Below are 16713 nucleotides of genomic sequence, written 5' to 3' on the forward strand. Positions count from 1 at the left end.
GACTCTCAGGCGTAGAGCCCGTGCAGGAACCAGCGGGCGTGCTCGGCGTCGCGCTCGCGGTAGATCCAGTAGCGCGCGGCGGCCTCGTCCTCGGCGACGAAGTAGTCGCGCACGGTCAGGTCCGGGTCCCACCAGCCGCTTTCGATGCGTTCGGGGCCGCGCATCAGGCGCAGCGCATGGCCGCCGTACTGCGGACGGTGGCCGGACAGCTTCAGGGGCAGCGGCGGGTCCAGCAGCCAGAACGGCCGGTCCAGCAGCTCGGGCAGCGGGGCGGGACGGGCCGCGGGGGCCAGCGCATCGCCCCAGGCGTTGGCGGCCTCGGGGCGATGGTCGGGCACGGGACAGGCGTGGCGCACCTGGCCGCGGCCCAGCCGCGCCGCCAGCAGGTCCAGCAGCCTGGCGTGGTCGGCGGCGCTGCCGCCGGGTTCGGGAAACAGCGTGGCGCTGGCGGCGGGCTGCTCCTGCGTGTCCGGCGCCAGCAGCGCGACGGCGATCACCGGCGCCTGCAGCGTGTAGCGGGCCAGTTTTTCGCGCAGCAGGCCGAGGATCTGCTGCGCCTGCCAGACCGGCTGCGCCAGGGCCAGCTCCACCTCGGCGGGCGGCCGGGCATGGCGGCCGCGCTCGTGTTCCAGGCTGAGCACCACGCGCCGCACCGCGAGCCGGCGCGCGCTCAGCCAGCCGGCCAGTTGCTCGGCCAGGCGGCGCGCCACCGCCAGCACGGCGTCGGTGTGCTCCACGTAGTCCATGAGTTCGATGCGCCGCTCGAACCGGGGCGGCGGTTCGATCCAGCGGTAGAGTTCGGGCGCCTGGCCATAGGCCGCGTCCAGCGCCTGCAGCAGTTCGGGCGCGCTGCGCCGCTGCAGGCCGGCGCGCGGCAGGGCGCGCAGGTCCGCCAGGCTGTGGCAGCCGATGTCGTCCAGCCAGTCGCGGCGGGCCTGGGCCTGCGGCAGCAGCGCCAGGGGCAGGGCGTCCAGCCGCCGGACCAGCGTGGGCAGCGTCAGCACGCGCCGGGGCGCGTGCCGGCCGGGACGGCGCGCCAGCAGCCAGGCGCCCATGGCGGTGGGGGCCATGCCCAGCGTGACGCGCAGGTCCAGCGCGCGCAGCGTGGCGGCCACCCGGCGGCTCAGGGCGCGCGGGCCGCGGAAGAACATCAGGCTGGCGCCCACGTTCAGCAGCACCGTGTCGTCGCCCGCCAGCGCGACTTCGGGCGTGTATTGCAGCAGGGCCAGCGCCGCGCCCTGCAGGGTTTCGGCCTCGGCCAGCGGATCGCGCGCTAGCAGTTCGACCTGGGGCGCGATGGCGGCGGCGCCGGCGCGGCGCATGCCGGGCCGCACGCCGGCCTGGCGGGCGGCGGGCGTCAGGGCGGCGACGCGTTCCTGGTCCAGGACCGCGAACGCCGGCCCCTCATGCGGCCAGTGCGGGCGTATGGCGTCCAGCGGCAGGCAGCGCAGGCAGGCGGCGATCCAGAGGCGCATGGCGGGAAGGAGAAGTCGAGGCGGCGCCGGGCTCCAGGCCGATATACAGCGGCGTGTCGCAGGCCGGCCCGCGGCGCTTGAGTATCTGCACCGACAGCCCGCCCGGCGCGGGCGCCAGCGCCAGCCGCAAGGGCGCGGGCGTGGCGTTGCGGGCCGCCTCGGCGGGACGCAGGGCGACGAACAGCAGGTCGCTGGCCTGGGCGGCCAGGTGCAGGCGGCGCAGGGACTCGGGCCGCACCCGGGGCAGCCAGCAGATCAGGGCCCCGCAGCTGCCGTTCTTCAGGATCTGCTCGGCGGCCCAGAGCGCATCGGCGGGTTTCTCGGGGGCCACCCACAACAGCTGGCGCGGGTCCAGCCGCCAGCTCATCCAGCTGGCGATATGCGGCGCGTGCGGCGGCTGCACCAGCGCGATGGCGCGGCGGGTTTCCAGCTGGGCCAGGGCCGGACGCAGCAGGCGGATTTCGCCGACGCCGGGATGCGGCGCCAGCAGCTCGATCAGCGAACCCAGCGGCCAGCCGCCATCCGGCAGCTCGGCCGACAGCGCCGCATGCCCGGTGGGCAGGCAGCGGGCGGCGCCCTGAGCCAGTTGGGTGGCGCGCCATAGCGCGGGATGGATGCGTTCCGGGGACTGCATGGCAACACGTAGGAAAGGTCTGAGAACCAATTATAGCTGTATGAATATACAGTAGTCGTCGTGGGCAGACCATCTACATTTTGCTGTGTGGCGGCGACAAGAAATCCCAATCGCGGGATATTGCAATAGCCAAGAGCTTATGGGCCGAACTTAAACGGAGTGCAACATGACAAAGCTGCGTGATTTCGATCCGGCGAACTATCTGACCGATGACGAGACGATTGCCCACTATCTGGCAGATGCGATTCAGGATGCCGATCCGGATGCTTTTCTTCAAGCGCTGGGCGATGTGGCCCGCGCGCGCGGGATTGGCACGATAGCTGAGGAGTCGGGATTGGCCCGCACCAATCTTTATCGCGTCCTAGCTCCTGGGGCCAATCCAAGCTACCGCACGCTGCGCCGCGTGATGGACACGTTGGGCGTATCCTTCACGGCGGTATCCAAAACCAGGGATACGGTACCCGCCTAACCGCGAACGTCGGCGGCAGCGGGCCGGGCGCTCGGCGCGCCGGTTTCGCGGGCCAGGTCCACGCCGTAGAAGCGCATGTCCTGGTACCGGATCCAGCGCGATCCGCGCAGCAGCCGGTGGCCCAGCCACAGGGCCAGGAACAGCGGAATCGCCAGGTAGGTGGAGATCACGCCGATCCAGTCGATGCGTTCTTCCAGAAAAGCCTGGTAGTTCTGGCCCAGCGTGACCAGCAGGCACAGTACGAAGGCCAGCAGCGGGCCGAAGGGGAACAGGCCGGCCTTGTAGGGCAGGTCGGCGGTGTCGTAGCCGTGCCTGACATAGCCCTGCCGGAAACGGTAGTGGCTGACCGCGATGCTCAGCCACACGATGAATTCCGTCATGCCCGCGAAGTTAAGCAGCCAGATATAGACCGCCTTGGGGCTGTAGACCAGGCTGAACAGGCACAGGCAGGCCAGCAGCGCGGTCGCCAGCAATGCGTACAGCGGCACGCCGCTGCGGGTCAGGCGCATGAAAAGGGCGGGGGCCTGGCCTTCGCGCGCCATGTTGAACAGCATCCGCGTGGCCGCGTACATGCCGGAATTGCCCGCCGACAGCACCGAGGTCAGGATGACGGCGTTCATCACCGTGGCCGCCGACAGCAGCCCGGCATGCTGGAATACCAGGGTGAAGGGGCTGACCGCGATGTCCTCGACCTCGTTGCGCAGCAGCTGCGGATCGGTATAGGGCAGCAGCAGGCCGATGATGAGAATGGCCAGCACGTAGAACAGCAGGATGCGCCAGAACACGTGATTGATGGCGCGCGGCACGTTGCGCCGCGGGTTCTCGGATTCGCCGGCCGCCACGGCCACCAGTTCGGTGCCCTGGAAAGAATAGGCCACCACCATGGCCACGCCGACCCAGGTGGCCGCGTTGCCCACGAAAGGCGCGTCGCCCACCGTCCAGTTTTGCAGCCCCACCGCGGGGCCGCCGTGGATGATGCCCACCAGCATCGCCAGCCCCACGCCGATGAAGCACAGCACCGCGGCCACCTTGATGATGGCGAACCAGTACTCGGCCTCGCCGAAGCTGCGCGCCGAGAACGCGTTCAGCCCGAAGGTCAGCGCCAGGAACGCCACGCTCCAGATCCATCCCGGGGTGTCGGGGAACCAGTACGCCATGACGAGCTGCGCGGCCACCACGTCCACCGCCACCACCGTGGCCCAGCTGACCCAGAAATTCCATCCCAGCGCGAAGCCGAAGCCCGGGTCCACGTAGCGCGAGGCGTAGGTGCAGAAAGAGCCCGAGACCGGCATGAAGGTCGCCAGTTCGCCCAGGCTGGTCATGATGAAATACACCATCAGCCCGATCGCCAGGTAGACCAGCAGCGCGCCGCCGGGGCCGGCCTGCGCGATGGCCGCGCCAGAGGCGACGAACAGGCCGGTGCCTATGGCCCCGCCTAGCGCTATCATCGTGAGGTGGCGCGCCTTGAGCACGCGGTGCAGCTGATTCTGGCCGGCCGGCGTCGCGCCGGCTTCTGTTGTGGATGTTTGCATTGCTGGGTGGGTGATGGCCGCGCACGCGGGCCACATATCTGGGGTGTCGGACTTTCAGGGACACCGGGCCGCGCATTTTACAATGCGGCAATAGGGGGCTGCCTGAGCGGCCCCAGGCCCGTACGGAGCAGTCTCATGGCGTCTTCCAGTTCTATCGAATTCCTTCCCGATCCGGGCGTCGACGTGCGCCAGCTTTTCATCCTGCTGCATGGCGTGGGCGGCTCGCCCGACAATCTGCAGCCGCTGGCCCAGGCCGTGCGCGCGGCGTTTCCGGCGGCGGCCGTGCTGATCCCCGAGGGCTTCGAGCCCTTCGACGGCGGCGGCGCGGGCCGCCAATGGTTCTCGGTGCGCGGCGTGACCGAGGAAAACCGCCCCGAACGTGTGGCGCGGGCCCTGCCGCCCCTGGAGGCCTATGTGCGCCAGGCGCAGGCCCGTTTCGGCCTGCTGCAGTCCGACACGGCGCTGGCGGGGTTCTCGCAAGGCGCCATCATGGCGCTGGAACTGGTCCAGGCCCACGACGGCATGGCCGGCCGCGTCCTGGCCTTTTCCGGCCGCTACGCCCAGCTGCCGCGCTCCGCGCCGCAATACACCACGCTGCACCTGCTGCACGGGGCCGACGATCCGGTCATGGACGTGGCCCACATCCAGGCCGCCCAGGCGCGCCTGACCGAACTGCACGGCGATTCCACCATCGACGTGGCCACCCACGTGGGCCACGAACTGCATCCCGCCCTGATCGAGCGCGCCATCATGCGCCTGCAGACCTGCGTGCCGCTGCGCAGCTGGGAGGCGGCGCTGGGCCTGAACCAGACGCCGCCGGACGGCAGCACGGTGCACTGATTACTTCTCCCAGCCCCCGCCCAGCGCCAGGAACAGCGCGATCTGGTCGTTGCTGAGTTCGGCCTGCGAGGCCGCCAGCGCGCTTTCGTTGGTGGCCAGCGTGCGTTCGGCGTCCAGCACGGTCAGGTAGTCGGTCTTGCCCAGGCGGAACAACTGGCTGGCCTGGGAGGCGGCCTCGGCGCTCTGGTCGCGCGCGGCGCGCAGGGCGCTGTCGCGGTCGAGCTGGCGGGCGTAGACCACCAGCGCGCTTTCGGTTTCGCGCAGCGCGTTGAGCACGGTGGCGTCGAAGCGCGCGGCGGCGGCCTTGGTGCCGGCCTGGGCCTGGGCGATGCGGGCCTGCGCGGCGCCGGTGTTGGGGATGGCCCAGGAGATCAGGGGGCCGACGCTCCAGCTGAAGGTGCCGCGGTCTCCGAACATGGTGGCGGGGCCGCCCGAGGCGGCCGACAGGCCCAGCGTGATCTTGGGGTAGAGGTCCGCGGTGGCCACGCCGATGCGCGCGGTCGCGGCGGCCAACGCGCGCTCGGCCTGGCGGATGTCGGGACGGCGGCGCAGCAGTTCGGCGCCGTCTCCCACCGGTATGGTGTCGGCCAGCCGGGGAGGCTCGGCGCATTGCAGCAGGGCGGGCGTGATTTCCGCGGGCGTCTGGCCGGTCAGCGCCGCCAGGCGGTAGAGCGCGGTGCGCTGCTGCGCCTCGAACGGCGGCAGGTTGGCCCGCAGCTGCTGCAGCTGGCTGCGCGCGCGAGTCACGTCCAGCACGGTGCCGCGGCCGGCCTGCTGCAGCCGCTGCACCGCGTCCAGCGATTCCTGCTGCACTTTCACCGAATGCCGGGCCGAAGCCAGCTGCATGCCGGCCGAACAGACGGTGGCGTAGGCCCGGGCGGTTTCGGCGGCCACGGTGACGCGGGTGGCGTCGTAGGCGGCCTGCGCGGCCTGGGCGTCGCCGCTGGAGGCTTCGATCGCGCGGCGGATCTGGCCGAACAGGTCCAGTTGGTAGGACACGCCGGCGCCGGCGGAGTATGACCAGTGGTTGGGGGGATCGATGCCGGGCTGCATTTCCTGCAGGCCCGAGGCGTGGCCGTAGGTGGGCGAGGCGTTGACGCCGAGGCTGGGCTGCTGCTGCGCCTGGGTTTCGCGCAGGACGGCCTGGGCGCGTTCGAGGTTGGCGCCGGCCACGCGCAGGTCGGTGTTGGCGGCCAGCGCCTTTTCCACCAGCCCGTCCAGCGTGGGGTCGTTGTACAGGCGCCACCAGCGGCCGGGCACCGCGTCCTGCCGGAACACGTCCTCCTGGGCCTGCGCGAAAGGCGCCTGCGCGCTTTGCCGCTCGGCCACCGCGTCCGCGGGCACCTGGTAGTCGGGGCCCACGGTGGTGCATCCGGCCAGCGCAAGGGCCAGCATCAGCGGCAGGAGGTTTCTGGTATTCATGGCAATCACACGGTATGGCGTCGGGTAAAGGGTAAAGAGGGTAAAGACGGGATCAGGAAGACTGCGGGGTGTGCGCAGAGGCATGCCGGGGCGGGCTGTCGACCGCCACGGTGGCGGTCTGGCCGGCCACCAGGCGCACGCCTTCGGGCACGTCGTCGATCTTCACGCGCACCGGGATGCGCTGCGCCAGGCGGACCCAGTTGAAGGTCGGGTTCACGTTGGGCAGCAGGTTGGCGCCCGTGCTGCGGTCGCGGTCGGCGATGCCCTGGGCGATGCTTTCCACGTGGCCGCGGATCAGCCGCGAATCGCCCATCAGCGTCACCGTGACGGGATCGCCTTCGTGCACGCGCGGCAGCTTGGTTTCCTCGAAGTAGCCTTCGACGTAGAACGAGCCCGCGTCCACCAGCGCCATCACGCCGCGGCCGGCGGTGGCGTAGGAGCCCGCGCGCAGGTCCAGGTTGGTGACGCGGCCGTCGGTGGCCGCGACCACGCGGCTGCGTTCGAGATTCAGGCGCGCGGTGTCGAGCTGGACTTCGGCCTGCGCCAGCGCGGCCTCGGCCTGCTGCAGGCGGGTCTCGCTCTGTTCCAGCGCCTCGGCGGCCACCAGCCGGCCCAGCGCGCGGTTGCGCTTGGCGTCGCGCAGCGCCTGCGTGCGCGCCACCTGCTGCGAATGCACCGAGGCCTGGGCCTGGTCGAACGCCAGCTGGAAGCGCGCGCGGTCGATTTCGAACAGCACGTCGCCGGCCTTCACGTCCTGGTTGTCGTGCACCGGCACGCTGGTGACCAGGCCGGAGACGTCGGGCGCGACCTGCACCACGTAGGCCTTGACGCGGCCGTCGCGCGTCCAGGGTTCGACTTCATAGTGCACCCAGAGCTGCCAGCCGGCGTAGGCGGCCGCGGCGACGACGACGGCCGTCACGGCGAACCTGCCGATGGCGGAAGGGCGCAGGGCGTTGGGGAGTTTCATGCGGATCTCTGAAGAAAATACGGGGAAATGAGGGAAACGCCATACAGCAGCACCACGAACAGCGCCAGGTCGAACAGCGCGGGGTGCCATACCAGGCGGTACAGCCCGGCGCGGGCCAGCACGCGGCGCACGGCCCAGGCGATGCCCAGGGTGGCCACGCCCAGCACCAGCAGCCAGGGGAAGTAAATGCCGTAGAGATTGAATTCGCCGATCATGATGTCTGGCCCTCCAGCGTCGGATGGGGCGGTTGGTAATCGGGGGCGTCGGGGAAGAAGGCGCGGCGGATGCCCACCAGGGCCACCACGGCGCGCGCCCGCGCGCCCTCGTGCTGCGCGGTGCTGGCGACGCTGGACAGCGCGCGGTCGATCTGCGCCAGGAATTCCGGCGTTTTCTGTCCCGGCTGCCAGGCCTGGCGAGCCCGGAAGAAGCCGGCCAGGCTGGCCAGCAGCGGCGCGATGGCGGCCTCGGCCATGGGCAGGTGGCGGCGCACGCGCTGCAGTTCGGTGATGTCGCGGCCCACGCGCAGGTCCTTGAGCGCGTCGGCGGCGACCACGTCGTCCGGGCGCTTGGCCAGCGCCAGGCGCGGCTGCAGCAGGCCGATGCGGTCCAGCATGCGGGCGGCGTAGGTGTGGCGCTCGGGGGCGCGCGGCGAACTTGCCAGTATTTCCAGTTCCTTCCAGTTGGCGGCCTGGATGCGGCGCGCGCTGCGGTCGGCGCTGACCGTGCGGAAGAGGGCGGCGACGATGGCGGCGGTGGCCACGCCGATGTTCTGCGCGATCTGCGCGTCGATGAAGGACACGATGTCGGCGGTATGGGTGTCCTGCAGCGCCAGCGTGCCTACGAAGCCGAACACGAAGGCCATGGCCTTGCCGACGGTGGCGGGGCGCGAGATGTACACCCCCAGCACGAAGGCCGTGGGCAGCATCGCCAGCACCAGCATTTCGAACGAATGGATGGCGGGCATGATGCCCAGCAGGTACAGCGCCGACAGCGGAATGGAATAGATGGTGTAGGTCAGGAACTGCATGATGCCGGGCACGGGATTGTCCTGCGAGGCGAAAATGCAGCTGGCGATCGCGGCCATCAGCGCGGCCGAGCCGCCGTTGCTCCAGGCGGTGCCGATCCAGAACGCGCTGCAGATCGAAATCGCCACGCCGGCGGCCAGCGCAGACAGCAGCGCGAGCTGGCGGTCGCGGTGCAGCACGGTATTGGAGGAAACGCGCCTGGCGCGCGACGGACGCAGCGGCGCGCCCTGCAGCCCGGCGCGGATGTCGCGGCGCAGGGCCAGGCATTGGTCGTAGGTGTCGATGAGTTCGCGCAGCCGCGTCATCAGGCTGGCCAGCAGCGCGTCGCGCCAGGTGGCGCGCCCGTCGATGGCGGGCGTGAGCCTGGCCGCCTCGGCGCGCAGGCGCAGGGCGTCCTCGTGCGTGGCGAGCGCGCCGGCGTTGATCCATTCGGAGATGTCGTGCAGCAGCGCGGAAACCTCCTGCGGCAGCGCCTGGCCGTCGGCCTGCAGCGCCAGCATGCGGTCCTCCACGGCGGAAACGATGGGCGTCAGGGCCGCGACCTGGTCCTGCATGGCGCGCACCGCGCCCGCGGTCCAGCGCAGGTTGCCGGTGTCGAAGGGCACGTGGGTGGACAGCAGACGCAGTTGCGTGATGTCGTTGGCCAGCGTGCGGCGGTCGCGGTCCTTCTGCTCGTCGGTCTGGCCGCTGAGCGTGTCGTGCATCCAGTTGCGAGCCCCGCGCACCGCCTTGTCCAGCAGCTGCAGCAGCGTGGGGGCCAGGCCTTGCGGCAGCACGATGCTGTGGACCAGCGTGGCGCTGACGATGCCCAGGCAGATTTCCTCGACCCGGGCCAGCGCCGTGTCGAACACCAGGGACGGCTCGGTCACGCTGGAAAAGCCGATCATGGCGGCGGTATAGCCGGCCAGCATGAACAGGTACGAACGCGGGGTGCGGTCCAGCACCGACAGGTACAGGCAGACGCCCACCCACACCACCATGGCCGCGACCATGACGACCGGGGAATTCGACAGCTGCGGCACCATGTAGACGGTGACGGCCGAGCCGACGAAGGTGCCCGTCAGGCGGTACAGCGCCTTGGAGCGCACCGCGCCCGACCAGGGCTGGGCCACGATGTATGCGGTGGTCATGGCCCAGAACGGGCGCGGCAGGCCCATGCTGTACGCCACGTACAGCGCCAGCACGGCGCTCAGATACGCCTGGAGCGAGAAGATGGTTTCGCGCAGGGTAGGCAGTTTCACGGCTGCTCGTCCTGTTGCTGCGCGCCGGCGCCGCTGCGGCCCAGCGCGGCCTTGAGGCTCTCGAAGACCCGGTGGCAGGCCTCCAGGTCCGCCGCGTCTATGCCGCGGAACAGGTGGCGGCGCAATTCGACCAGCACGTCCTCGACCTGCGCGCGCAAGGCCTGGCCGGCGTCGGTCAGGTGCAGGGTGCGGGCGCGGCGGTCATGCGGGTCCTCGCGGCGTTCCATCAGGCCGGCGGCGACCAGCTGGTCCAGCACCCGCACCAGCGAGGGGCCTTCGACGCCCAGCGCCTCGGCCAGGGCGCCCTGGCGCACGCCGTCTCCCAGACGGCCGGTCAGGATGACGGGCCAGGCCGTGGCCTGGGAAAGTCCGTAGTCGGCCAGGGCCTTGTCGGCGGCGCCGCGATAGGCGCGCGACAGCACCATCAGGTTGGACGTGGTGGCCATGAGCTGGAAGTCGGTGGGCGTGTTCATGGAATAGATTGTATCCTATCTATTAGCTTACTATTAATTGAAAATGACGAAGATCTCCATTGATTGTTTCAATCGAAAAGATAAGAGCCCGGTTTTCCAGGGATGGAAAACCGGGCTCGGATGGGGCGATCGGCCGGGGCGCGCTCAGCCGTTGCAGTCGGCCCAGCAGTTGGGCGTTTCGTACAGGCGCACGCGGGTCAGGCGCAGCTCGGCGCCGTAGTGGCCGTGGTAGTGGGGCGCCAGCGTGGCGAAGACGATGGCGGCCAGGTTTTCGGCCGTGGGGATGCGGTCCAGCACCACCGTCTTGTGGCCGGGCAGCGTGTCCAGGAAGGCGCGCACGGCGGCGTCGCCCTCGTAGACCAGGAACGCGTGGTCCCAGACGTCGACGATGTGGGTCTTGGCGATCTGCTTGATCTCGGAGAAGTCCATCAACATGCCGTTGTCGGACTCGCCCGGGGCCTGCACCACGTCGCCGCTGAGGGTGATCTCCAGCACGTAGCGGTGGCCGTGCAGGTTGCGGCACTGGCTGCGATGGTCGGGAATGCGGTGGCCGGCGTCGAACTCCAGCCTGCGGGTCACGGAAATCATGGCGCGCTCCGCAGGGGACGGGGGTAAATCATGGAATGCCTATGTATTTGTGGGTTTGCAGGCTGAGCCGCCATTGCGGATGCTGCATACAGTACTGGACGGCTTGCCGGGTGTTGGCCGCGCGTGCGGGGCCGTCCATGGGTTGCAGGAAGAAGTGGTCGAAGTCCAGGTGGGCGAAGGCCTCGGGCAGGGCGTTGGCCTGCGGATAGACCAGCTTGAGCTCGTCGCCGCGCTCCAGCACCACCGGGGCGGTGCCCTTGGGGCTGACGCAGATCCAGTCGATGCCGGCCGGCGGCTTGATGGTGCCGTTGGTTTCGATGGCCACGGTGAAGCCGCGCGCGTGCACGGCCGTGAGCAGCGCGGCGTCCAGTTGCAGCAGCGGTTCGCCGCCGGTGAAGACCACGTAGCGGTCTTCGGCGCCCGGACCCCAGCAGGCCGCGATGGTGTCGGCCAGCAGTTCGGCGGTGGCGAACTTGCCGCCGCCTTCGCCGTCGGTGCCGACGAAGTCGGTGTCGCAGAAGGTGCAGGCGGCGCTGGCGCGGTCGCTTTCGCGGCCGCTCCAGAGGTTGCAGCCGGCGAACCGGCAGAAGACCGCCGCGCGGCCGGCATGGGCGCCTTCGCCCTGCAGCGTCTTGAAGATTTCTTTGGCGGAATAAGTCATGGATGGTGTCGGCGGCCGGACGCCGGAAAAGCAGGCAAAGCGCGTTATTTTACTTGGCGCGGCGCATCGCTCGCCAGCGCCGCCGCGTAACCGCGCCCGCAAGGGCATGGATATACTCCCGCCATATGCTTCACGTCCTAGATTCCCTCTACCTGGATGAGCGCGAGCTGGCGTTCTCCATGATCCGCGCCCAGGGCGCGGGCGGCCAGAACGTCAACAAGGTGTCCAGCGCCGTGCACCTGCGCTTCGACGTGCGCGCCTCCAGCCTGCCCGACGAGATCAAGGACGCGCTGTGCGCGCTCAGCGACCACCGCGTTTCCAAGGACGGGATCATCGTGATCAAGTCGCAGGCGTTTCGCAGCCAGGAAAAGAACCGCGCCGAAGCCGTCGAGCGCCTGCTCGCCATGGTGCGTTCGGTGGCGCGGCCCGACAAGCCGCGCCACGCCACCCGGCCGACCCGCGCCTCGCAGCGCCGGCGCGTGCAGCGCAAGGTGCGGCACGGCGAGATCAAGCGCCTGCGCGGCCGGGTCGAGGGAGAGTGACCGTGGCCGACGCGCGGCGCCGCTACCTGTACACGCTGGGCCTGCTGTTCGCGGTCATCTGGACGGCGCTGGCGATCTCGCCGCACGACCGCGCCGACTGGGCGCTGGAGAACGCGCTGGTGCTGGCCTTCGGCGCGGCGCTGCTGCTCACGCGCCGCTGGTTCGTGTTTTCGCGCGTGTCCTACACGCTGATCTTCCTGTACCTGTGCCTGCACGCGGTAGGGGCGCACTACACGTATTCGCTGGTGCCGTACGACGACTGGTGGCGCGCGTTGACCGGCGGCAGCTTCAACGCGCTGGTCGGCTGGGAGCGCAACAACTTCGACCGCGTGGTGCATTTTTCCTACGGGCTGCTGCTGGCCTATCCCATCCGCGAGATCTTCCTGCGCGTGGTCGAGGTGCGCGGTTTCTGGGCGTATTTCCTGCCCATGGACGTCACGCTGTCGACCTCGGCGCTGTACGAACTGCTGGAGTGGGGCGCGGCCGCCACAGTGGGCAGCGAGCTGGGCGCGGCCTACCTGGGCACCCAGGGCGATATCTGGGATGCGCAGAAGGACATGGCGCTGGCCGCGGCCGGCGCGGTGCTCGCCATGGCGCTCACCGCGCTGGTGAACCGGCGGGCCCGGCGCGACCTGGCGCGCGACTGGGCCGACAGCCTCAAGCCGGGCCGGGCGGACGGCCGATAGCCCTGGAATCCGCATGGGCATGACTATATATCGAATAGTTTCGATATAAGATTCGATAAATTGCGATATTTCAATATGACTGCTTCCAATGCCGCGCAACCCGTCATCGACGCCGACGCCATCCTGAAGGCGCTGGCCAATCCGGTGCGGCGCGAAATCCTGGCGTGGCTGAAGACGCCGCAGGCCTATTTCGAGGAAAGCCCGGGCCACAGCTTCGAGCATGGCGTCTGCGCGGGCCACATCGACAGCCGCTGCGGCCTGTCCCAGTCCACCGTGTCTTCGCACCTGGCGGTGCTGCAGCGCGCGGGCCTGATCTCGGCCACGAAAGTGGGGCAGTGGGTGTTTTTCCGTCGCAACGAAGCCGTGATCGCCGCGTTCCTGCGGCAACTCAACCAGGATATGTAGCCCCCGGCAGGGGGCGGAGGATTTGCATGAGCCAGCTATTCGAACCTCTGCGCGTCGGCGAACTGACGCTGCCCAACCGCGTCATCATGGCGCCCCTGACCCGCATGCACGCCGACCCCGGCCGCGTGCCCAACGACCTGATGGTCGAGTACTACACGCAGCGCGCCGGCGCCGGCCTCATCCTGACCGAGGCCACCGCCGTGACCCCGCAGGGCGTGGGCTACGCCGACACGCCGGGCTTGTGGACGCCGGAGCAGGTCAAGGGCTGGCGCAAGGTCACGGCCGCCGTGCACGCGGCCGGCGGGCGGATCGTGGCGCAGCTGTGGCACGTGGGCCGGATTTCCGACCCGATGTTCCTGGACGGCGAACTGCCGGTGGCGCCCAGCGCCATCGCGCCGCAGGGCTACGTCAGCCACGTGCGCCCGCGGCGCGCCTACGTCACGCCGCGCGCACTGGAAACCTCGGAGCTGCCGGGCGTGGTCCAGGCCTACCGCCACGGCGCGCAGATGGCCATGGAGGCCGGTTTCGACGGCGTGGAAGTGCACGCCGCCAACGGCTATCTGCTGGACCAGTTCCTGCAGGACAGCACCAATCTGCGCACCGACGCCTACGGCGGTCCGGTGGAGAACCGCGCGCGCCTGCTGCTGGAAGTGACCGACGCCTGTATTTCGGTATGGGGCGCGGGCCGCGTCGGCGTGCATCTGTCGCCGCGCGGCGAGATCCACAGCATGGGCGATTCCGACCCGGCCGCGACCTTCGGCTACGTGGCGCGCGAACTCGGCGGGCGCGGCATCGCCTTTCTGTGCGTGCGCGAACACGAGGCGCCCGACAGCCTGGGGCCGGCGCTCAAGGCCGCGTTCGGCGGTGTCTATATCGCCAACGAAGGCTACACGCGCGAATCCGCCGAGGCCGCCATCGCCGCCGGCCGTGCCGACGCCGTGGCCTTCGGCGTGCAGTACATCGCCAATCCCGACCTGGCGCGCCGCTTCGCGCTCAAGGCGCCGCTGAACACGCCCAACCCGGCCACCTTCTACGCGCCGGGTCCTGGCGGCTATACCGACTATCCGGCGCTGCCGGCCTGAGGCGGTCAGAACGCGGCGCGCATCGGGTAGGTGTACAGGCCGAAGTGCGCCACGTTCAGGCCCAGGTGCGCCAGCACCGCGGCCGCCAGCCCGCCATAGCGGTAGGCCAGGCCGTAGGCCGCGCCCGCCAGCGTGGCCAGCAGCACCCATTGCCAGCCGCCGGCGTAGTGCGCCAGCCCGAACAGCACGGCCGCGACCGCCAGCGCCGCCGCGCCGCCCCACGGACGGCCGCGCCAGCGCTGGCTCAGCTGCTGTTGCAGATAACCGCGAAACAGCGCTTCCTCGGCCAGCGTCACCAGCAGGGCGTTGTTGAGCAGCCAGACCGGGGCCGCCTGCGGCCACTTGGGGTCCCATTGCACGACGCCCAGGGCCAGCGCGCATCCCAGGCAGGCCGCGATCGCCGCGGCGCAGGCCAGCACCGCCGCCGCCAGCGTGGCGCGCGCCCGCGCGGCGGCCATCGGCGGGGCCAGCGCCAGCACCACCCAGAACGCGGCCAGCGGCTTGTCCAGGTTCAGGTACATGCCGAAAGGCACGGCGCCGGGGCTGAGCGGCGCCGGCTCGATCACGCGCAGATTGTGAAAGCCCGGCAGCGCATGCATGAACAGCAGCGCGGCCAGCGCCAGGAACAGCGCATGTCCCGCGCCGCGCGCGGCCGGACGGGATGGCGATTGCACCAGTGCGGCCGCCAGCGCCAGCAGCGCCAGCCAGGCCAGCGCCACCGTATCGATGCTGCCGTCGGCCCAGGCCCAGCCGTAGGCCGCGGCCAGCGGCGCCAGCGCCCAGCGCCGCGTCGCCGGCGGCCAGAGCATGGCGGCGGCAAGAAACAGGGCGGACCAGGGGCTGAGCAGCGGCACGGGCGGGGAAGGGGCGCAAAGCGCTGAGTGTAAGCGCGGCCGGGCTGCTTGCGTTATCGTCGGCGGATCGCTCACCCGGGAGTCGCACCATGAAGACCATTGCGTGGCTGATGCTGGCCGCGGCGTTGCTGCCTTTCGTATCCACGATCATCGCCAAGGCCGGCGGCCGCCAGTTCGACAACAACGACCCGCGCGCCTGGCTGGCGCGGCAGCAAGGCTGGCGCGCCCGCGCCAACGCGGCGCAGAACAATGCTTTCGAGGCGCTGCCGTTCTTCTATGCGGCGGTGCTGTTCGCGCTGTACAACCAGGCGCCGCCCGCGCACGTGGCCACCTTGATGGCGTGCTGGCTGGGCGTGCGCCTGGGCTATCTGGCCATGTACCTGGCCAACTGGGGCGCGCTGCGCTCGCTGGTCTGGGCGGTCGGCGTGGGCTTCGTGATCGCGATTCTGTTTACCGGCGTGTAGGGCCGCCGGCTACTTCCATTCGAACACGGCGCGCGCCGTGGCGCCGCCCTGCACCGAAACCTCGCGCTCCTGGGCCGCGCCGTTATAGGTGGCCGACACCTTGTAGCGGCCCGCCGGCAGCTTCACCAGCATGTAGGGGCCTTCGGAAGTGGCCTGCAGCACCGGCTTGCCTTGCGCGTCCTGGATGGACACGCCGACGTTGGCCACGTAGTCGGCCGTGCCGTTGCGCTGCGCGGCGAAGGTCAGCGCCAGCGGGTAGTCCTTGGCGGCGGCCTTCATGGCTTCGGATTCATCCAGGCCGATGCCGCCGCTGACATATTCGACGGCGCCCTGGCGCTGCACCGGCGGCAGGCCGGCCTGGACGGTCGACAGTATCCCGGCAAAGGCCATGCTGCCCACGGCCATCGCGGCGGCCATGGTGCAGCGTTCGATACGCTTGTTCATGAGATGCTCCTCGATAGGATCGCCGGCCTCGGAGCCGGCTGCAGTCGCCGCCGCGCCACGCGGGGCGGCAACAGGTTCGACCTTGGCCGGCGCGCGGAGTTCGCGTATGGCGTCCGGGATCTCAAGCGATGGTGTCGGCCGGCTGCCAGGAAAATGTCAGCCGGCTTTCGCCGCTGACCGAGCCGTCCGGGGCGAAGCGCCTTTCGTCGAGCTGTCCGGCCCCGTCCTCGCGCAGCGCCAGCACGCTGGAGCTGCGGGTGCCGTAGTTGGGGCTGACGATGAAGGGGCTGCTCAGCAGTCTTTCGCGCTCCAGCGGCAGGCCGGTGGCGGGCAGGTCGGCGTCGTCGGCGGGCTGGCGGTCGGCCAGGGCGGCCATGAGCGCGGGCAGGTCGGGCTGCGGGCCGCTGCGCAGCACCGCGCCGAACGCCGCCTTGGTGCGCGCGAGCTTGGGCCAGGGCGTGTCCAGCAGATGGTTGGACAGGGCATAGATGCCGGGGGCGAGCTCGCGCGGGCCGCCGTCGCGGTTGCTCAGATACCAGGCCGAGCGCGCGTCGCCCACGATCAGGTTGAAGCCGTTGTAGGCTTGGTCCCCCCGGTGCACGCGGGCCAGGTAGGCCGCGGGCGGTTCGGCGCCGCGCAGATAGTCTTCGACCAGTGCGCCGCGCGATGGCGCCGGGTCGCGGAAATGGCCGGGTTCGCGGAAATTGGTCACCAGCGCATAGCGGCCGCGGGCGCTCACGCCCATCCAGGTGCCGCCGGCCCGGCCATCGCGCCCCGCGTAGATGTCGGGCGCGTCGGGCCATTGCGCGGCGGGCAGGGTGGGCCGTTCGTGGAATTCATCGCGGTTGGCGGCGATCAGGACGGGAATGCCCGGCAGCGTGCGCAGGGCCAGTACGGCGAGACACATGG

General features: G+C 70.3%; 20 protein-coding genes. 7 read left to right on the forward strand and 13 right to left on the reverse strand.

Features of this window, described 5'->3' with window-relative positions; all coding sequences use genetic code 11:
- Positions 1–5 precede the first annotated feature (5 nt).
- Positions 6–1475 (reverse strand): Y-family DNA polymerase, encoded by a 1470-nt coding sequence (locus AC1IQ6_RS12475; RefSeq protein WP_485866437.1) that lies wholly within the window; start codon positions 1473–1475, stop codon positions 6–8.
- Positions 1405–2109, reverse strand: a complete 705-nt coding sequence (gene imuA, locus AC1IQ6_RS12480; protein WP_102776025.1) for a translesion DNA synthesis-associated protein ImuA — start codon at positions 2107–2109, stop codon at positions 1405–1407. Before imuA ends, AC1IQ6_RS12475 begins: the two co-directional genes overlap by 71 nt.
- Before the next feature lie 166 nt (positions 2110–2275).
- On the opposite strand from imuA, the gene AC1IQ6_RS12485 reads away from it, so the two are divergent.
- Complete coding sequence (locus tag AC1IQ6_RS12485) at positions 2276–2578, forward strand: addiction module antidote protein (RefSeq protein WP_102776026.1); 303 nt, start codon at positions 2276–2278, stop codon at positions 2576–2578.
- On the opposite strand, the gene AC1IQ6_RS12490 is transcribed toward AC1IQ6_RS12485, so the two are convergent.
- A complete protein-coding gene (locus AC1IQ6_RS12490) occupies positions 2575–4110 on the reverse strand; it encodes an amino acid permease (RefSeq protein ID WP_479731674.1) in 1536 nt (511 codons plus the stop codon). The two genes, AC1IQ6_RS12485 and AC1IQ6_RS12490, sit on opposite strands and share 4 nt — an antisense overlap.
- A gap of 135 nt (positions 4111–4245) precedes the next feature.
- On the opposite strand from AC1IQ6_RS12490, the gene ypfH reads away from it, so the two are divergent.
- Positions 4246–4950: an esterase gene (gene ypfH, locus AC1IQ6_RS12495; RefSeq protein ID WP_111824977.1), complete on the forward strand. Its 705-nt coding sequence runs from the start codon at positions 4246–4248 to the stop codon at positions 4948–4950.
- Here the strand turns inward: ypfH and AC1IQ6_RS12500 are convergent, their stop codons facing one another.
- The 7 genes from AC1IQ6_RS12500 to queE form a co-directional block, all read right to left on the reverse strand.
- Positions 4951–6372 (reverse strand): efflux transporter outer membrane subunit, encoded by a 1422-nt coding sequence (locus AC1IQ6_RS12500; protein WP_485866438.1) that lies wholly within the window; start codon positions 6370–6372, stop codon positions 4951–4953. It lies immediately after the preceding gene.
- A gap of 52 nt (positions 6373–6424) precedes the next feature.
- A complete protein-coding gene (locus AC1IQ6_RS12505) occupies positions 6425–7339 on the reverse strand; it encodes an efflux RND transporter periplasmic adaptor subunit (protein WP_102776029.1) in 915 nt (304 codons plus the stop codon).
- Positions 7336–7554 carry a DUF1656 domain-containing protein gene (locus AC1IQ6_RS12510; protein ID WP_102776030.1) on the reverse strand — a complete coding sequence of 73 codons (219 nt, stop codon included), beginning with the start codon at positions 7552–7554 and terminating at the stop codon, positions 7336–7338. The genes AC1IQ6_RS12505 and AC1IQ6_RS12510 overlap by 4 nt, the downstream gene beginning before the upstream one ends.
- Entirely contained in the window at positions 7551–9605 is a 2055-nt protein-coding gene (locus AC1IQ6_RS12515; RefSeq protein WP_209166382.1) for an FUSC family protein, read from the reverse strand. The genes AC1IQ6_RS12510 and AC1IQ6_RS12515 overlap by 4 nt, the downstream gene beginning before the upstream one ends.
- Positions 9602–10078 carry a MarR family winged helix-turn-helix transcriptional regulator gene (locus AC1IQ6_RS12520; RefSeq protein ID WP_102776032.1) on the reverse strand — a complete coding sequence of 159 codons (477 nt, stop codon included), beginning with the start codon at positions 10076–10078 and terminating at the stop codon, positions 9602–9604. Before AC1IQ6_RS12520 ends, AC1IQ6_RS12515 begins: the two co-directional genes overlap by 4 nt.
- 144 nt (positions 10079–10222) lie before the next feature.
- Positions 10223–10666 carry a 6-carboxytetrahydropterin synthase QueD gene (gene queD / locus AC1IQ6_RS12525; protein ID WP_111824979.1) on the reverse strand — a complete coding sequence of 148 codons (444 nt, stop codon included), beginning with the start codon at positions 10664–10666 and terminating at the stop codon, positions 10223–10225.
- A 28-nt stretch (positions 10667–10694) separates the two neighbouring features.
- Positions 10695–11327, reverse strand: coding sequence for a 7-carboxy-7-deazaguanine synthase (queE, locus tag AC1IQ6_RS12530; RefSeq protein ID WP_102776034.1), 633 nt, complete (start codon positions 11325–11327; stop codon positions 10695–10697).
- Between the two features lie 125 nt (positions 11328–11452).
- On the opposite strand from queE, the gene arfB reads away from it, so the two are divergent.
- From arfB to AC1IQ6_RS12550, 4 genes are all read left to right on the forward strand, one after another.
- On the forward strand, positions 11453–11869 hold the full coding sequence (gene arfB / locus AC1IQ6_RS12535; protein WP_102776035.1) for an alternative ribosome rescue aminoacyl-tRNA hydrolase ArfB: 417 nt from the start codon (positions 11453–11455) through the stop codon (positions 11867–11869).
- Between the two features lie 2 nt (positions 11870–11871).
- Positions 11872–12555 (forward strand): DUF2238 domain-containing protein, encoded by a 684-nt coding sequence (locus tag AC1IQ6_RS12540; RefSeq protein ID WP_479731798.1) that lies wholly within the window; start codon positions 11872–11874, stop codon positions 12553–12555.
- 75 nt (positions 12556–12630) lie between these two features.
- The gene (locus AC1IQ6_RS12545; protein WP_102776037.1) at positions 12631–12960 is read left to right on the forward strand and encodes an ArsR/SmtB family transcription factor; all 330 of its coding nucleotides are present in this window, start codon (positions 12631–12633) and stop codon (positions 12958–12960) included.
- A 26-nt stretch (positions 12961–12986) separates the two neighbouring features.
- The gene (locus AC1IQ6_RS12550; protein ID WP_102776038.1) at positions 12987–14042 is read left to right on the forward strand and encodes an alkene reductase; all 1056 of its coding nucleotides are present in this window, start codon (positions 12987–12989) and stop codon (positions 14040–14042) included.
- A 5-nt stretch (positions 14043–14047) separates the two neighbouring features.
- On the opposite strand, the gene AC1IQ6_RS12555 is transcribed toward AC1IQ6_RS12550, so the two are convergent.
- A complete protein-coding gene (locus AC1IQ6_RS12555) occupies positions 14048–14851 on the reverse strand; it encodes a CPBP family intramembrane glutamic endopeptidase (protein ID WP_485866569.1) in 804 nt (267 codons plus the stop codon).
- 134 nt (positions 14852–14985) lie between these two features.
- Here AC1IQ6_RS12555 and AC1IQ6_RS12560 point away from each other — a divergent pair, with 134 nt between their 5' ends.
- The gene (locus AC1IQ6_RS12560; protein ID WP_102776039.1) at positions 14986–15360 is read left to right on the forward strand and encodes an MAPEG family protein; all 375 of its coding nucleotides are present in this window, start codon (positions 14986–14988) and stop codon (positions 15358–15360) included.
- Between the two features lie 9 nt (positions 15361–15369).
- Here AC1IQ6_RS12560 and AC1IQ6_RS12565 read toward each other — a convergent pair whose 3' ends face one another.
- On the reverse strand, positions 15370–15804 hold the full coding sequence (locus tag AC1IQ6_RS12565) for a carboxypeptidase-like regulatory domain-containing protein (RefSeq protein ID WP_102776040.1): 435 nt from the start codon (positions 15802–15804) through the stop codon (positions 15370–15372).
- A gap of 121 nt (positions 15805–15925) precedes the next feature.
- Complete coding sequence (locus AC1IQ6_RS12570) at positions 15926–16711, reverse strand: NRDE family protein (RefSeq protein ID WP_209166385.1); 786 nt, start codon at positions 16709–16711, stop codon at positions 15926–15928.
- Positions 16712–16713: the final 2 nt, after the last annotated feature.

It is taken from the genome of Achromobacter sp. MUI-25009338 (genome assembly GCF_057359325.1).

Bases quoted from the DNA above. Each gene is read 5' to 3' on its own strand.
- AC1IQ6_RS12560 (WP_102776039.1), top strand. From the start codon at position 14,986: ATGAAGACCATTGCGTGGCTGATGCTGGCCGCGGCGTTGCTGCCTTTC.
- AC1IQ6_RS12500 (WP_485866438.1), bottom strand. From the start codon at position 6,372: ATGAATACCAGAAACCTCCTGCCGCTGATGCTGGCCCTTGCGCTGGCC.
- AC1IQ6_RS12505 (WP_102776029.1), bottom strand. From the start codon at position 7,339: ATGAAACTCCCCAACGCCCTGCGCCCTTCCGCCATCGGCAGGTTCGCC.
- imuA (WP_102776025.1), bottom strand. From the start codon at position 2,109: ATGCAGTCCCCGGAACGCATCCATCCCGCGCTATGGCGCGCCACCCAA.
- ypfH (WP_111824977.1), top strand. From the start codon at position 4,246: ATGGCGTCTTCCAGTTCTATCGAATTCCTTCCCGATCCGGGCGTCGAC.
- AC1IQ6_RS12570 (WP_209166385.1), bottom strand. From the start codon at position 16,711: ATGTGTCTCGCCGTACTGGCCCTGCGCACGCTGCCGGGCATTCCCGTC.
- AC1IQ6_RS12520 (WP_102776032.1), bottom strand. From the start codon at position 10,078: ATGAACACGCCCACCGACTTCCAGCTCATGGCCACCACGTCCAACCTG.
- AC1IQ6_RS12545 (WP_102776037.1), top strand. From the start codon at position 12,631: ATGACTGCTTCCAATGCCGCGCAACCCGTCATCGACGCCGACGCCATC.
- arfB (WP_102776035.1), top strand. From the start codon at position 11,453: ATGCTTCACGTCCTAGATTCCCTCTACCTGGATGAGCGCGAGCTGGCG.
- queD (WP_111824979.1), bottom strand. From the start codon at position 10,666: ATGATTTCCGTGACCCGCAGGCTGGAGTTCGACGCCGGCCACCGCATT.
- AC1IQ6_RS12565 (WP_102776040.1), bottom strand. From the start codon at position 15,804: ATGAACAAGCGTATCGAACGCTGCACCATGGCCGCCGCGATGGCCGTG.
- AC1IQ6_RS12550 (WP_102776038.1), top strand. From the start codon at position 12,987: ATGAGCCAGCTATTCGAACCTCTGCGCGTCGGCGAACTGACGCTGCCC.
- AC1IQ6_RS12555 (WP_485866569.1), bottom strand. From the start codon at position 14,851: ATGCTCTGGCCGCCGGCGACGCGGCGCTGGGCGCTGGCGCCGCTGGCC.
- queE (WP_102776034.1), bottom strand. From the start codon at position 11,327: ATGACTTATTCCGCCAAAGAAATCTTCAAGACGCTGCAGGGCGAAGGC.
- AC1IQ6_RS12510 (WP_102776030.1), bottom strand. From the start codon at position 7,554: ATGATCGGCGAATTCAATCTCTACGGCATTTACTTCCCCTGGCTGCTG.
- AC1IQ6_RS12475 (WP_485866437.1), bottom strand. From the start codon at position 1,475: ATGCGCCTCTGGATCGCCGCCTGCCTGCGCTGCCTGCCGCTGGACGCC.
- AC1IQ6_RS12490 (WP_479731674.1), bottom strand. From the start codon at position 4,110: ATGCAAACATCCACAACAGAAGCCGGCGCGACGCCGGCCGGCCAGAAT.
- AC1IQ6_RS12485 (WP_102776026.1), top strand. From the start codon at position 2,276: ATGACAAAGCTGCGTGATTTCGATCCGGCGAACTATCTGACCGATGAC.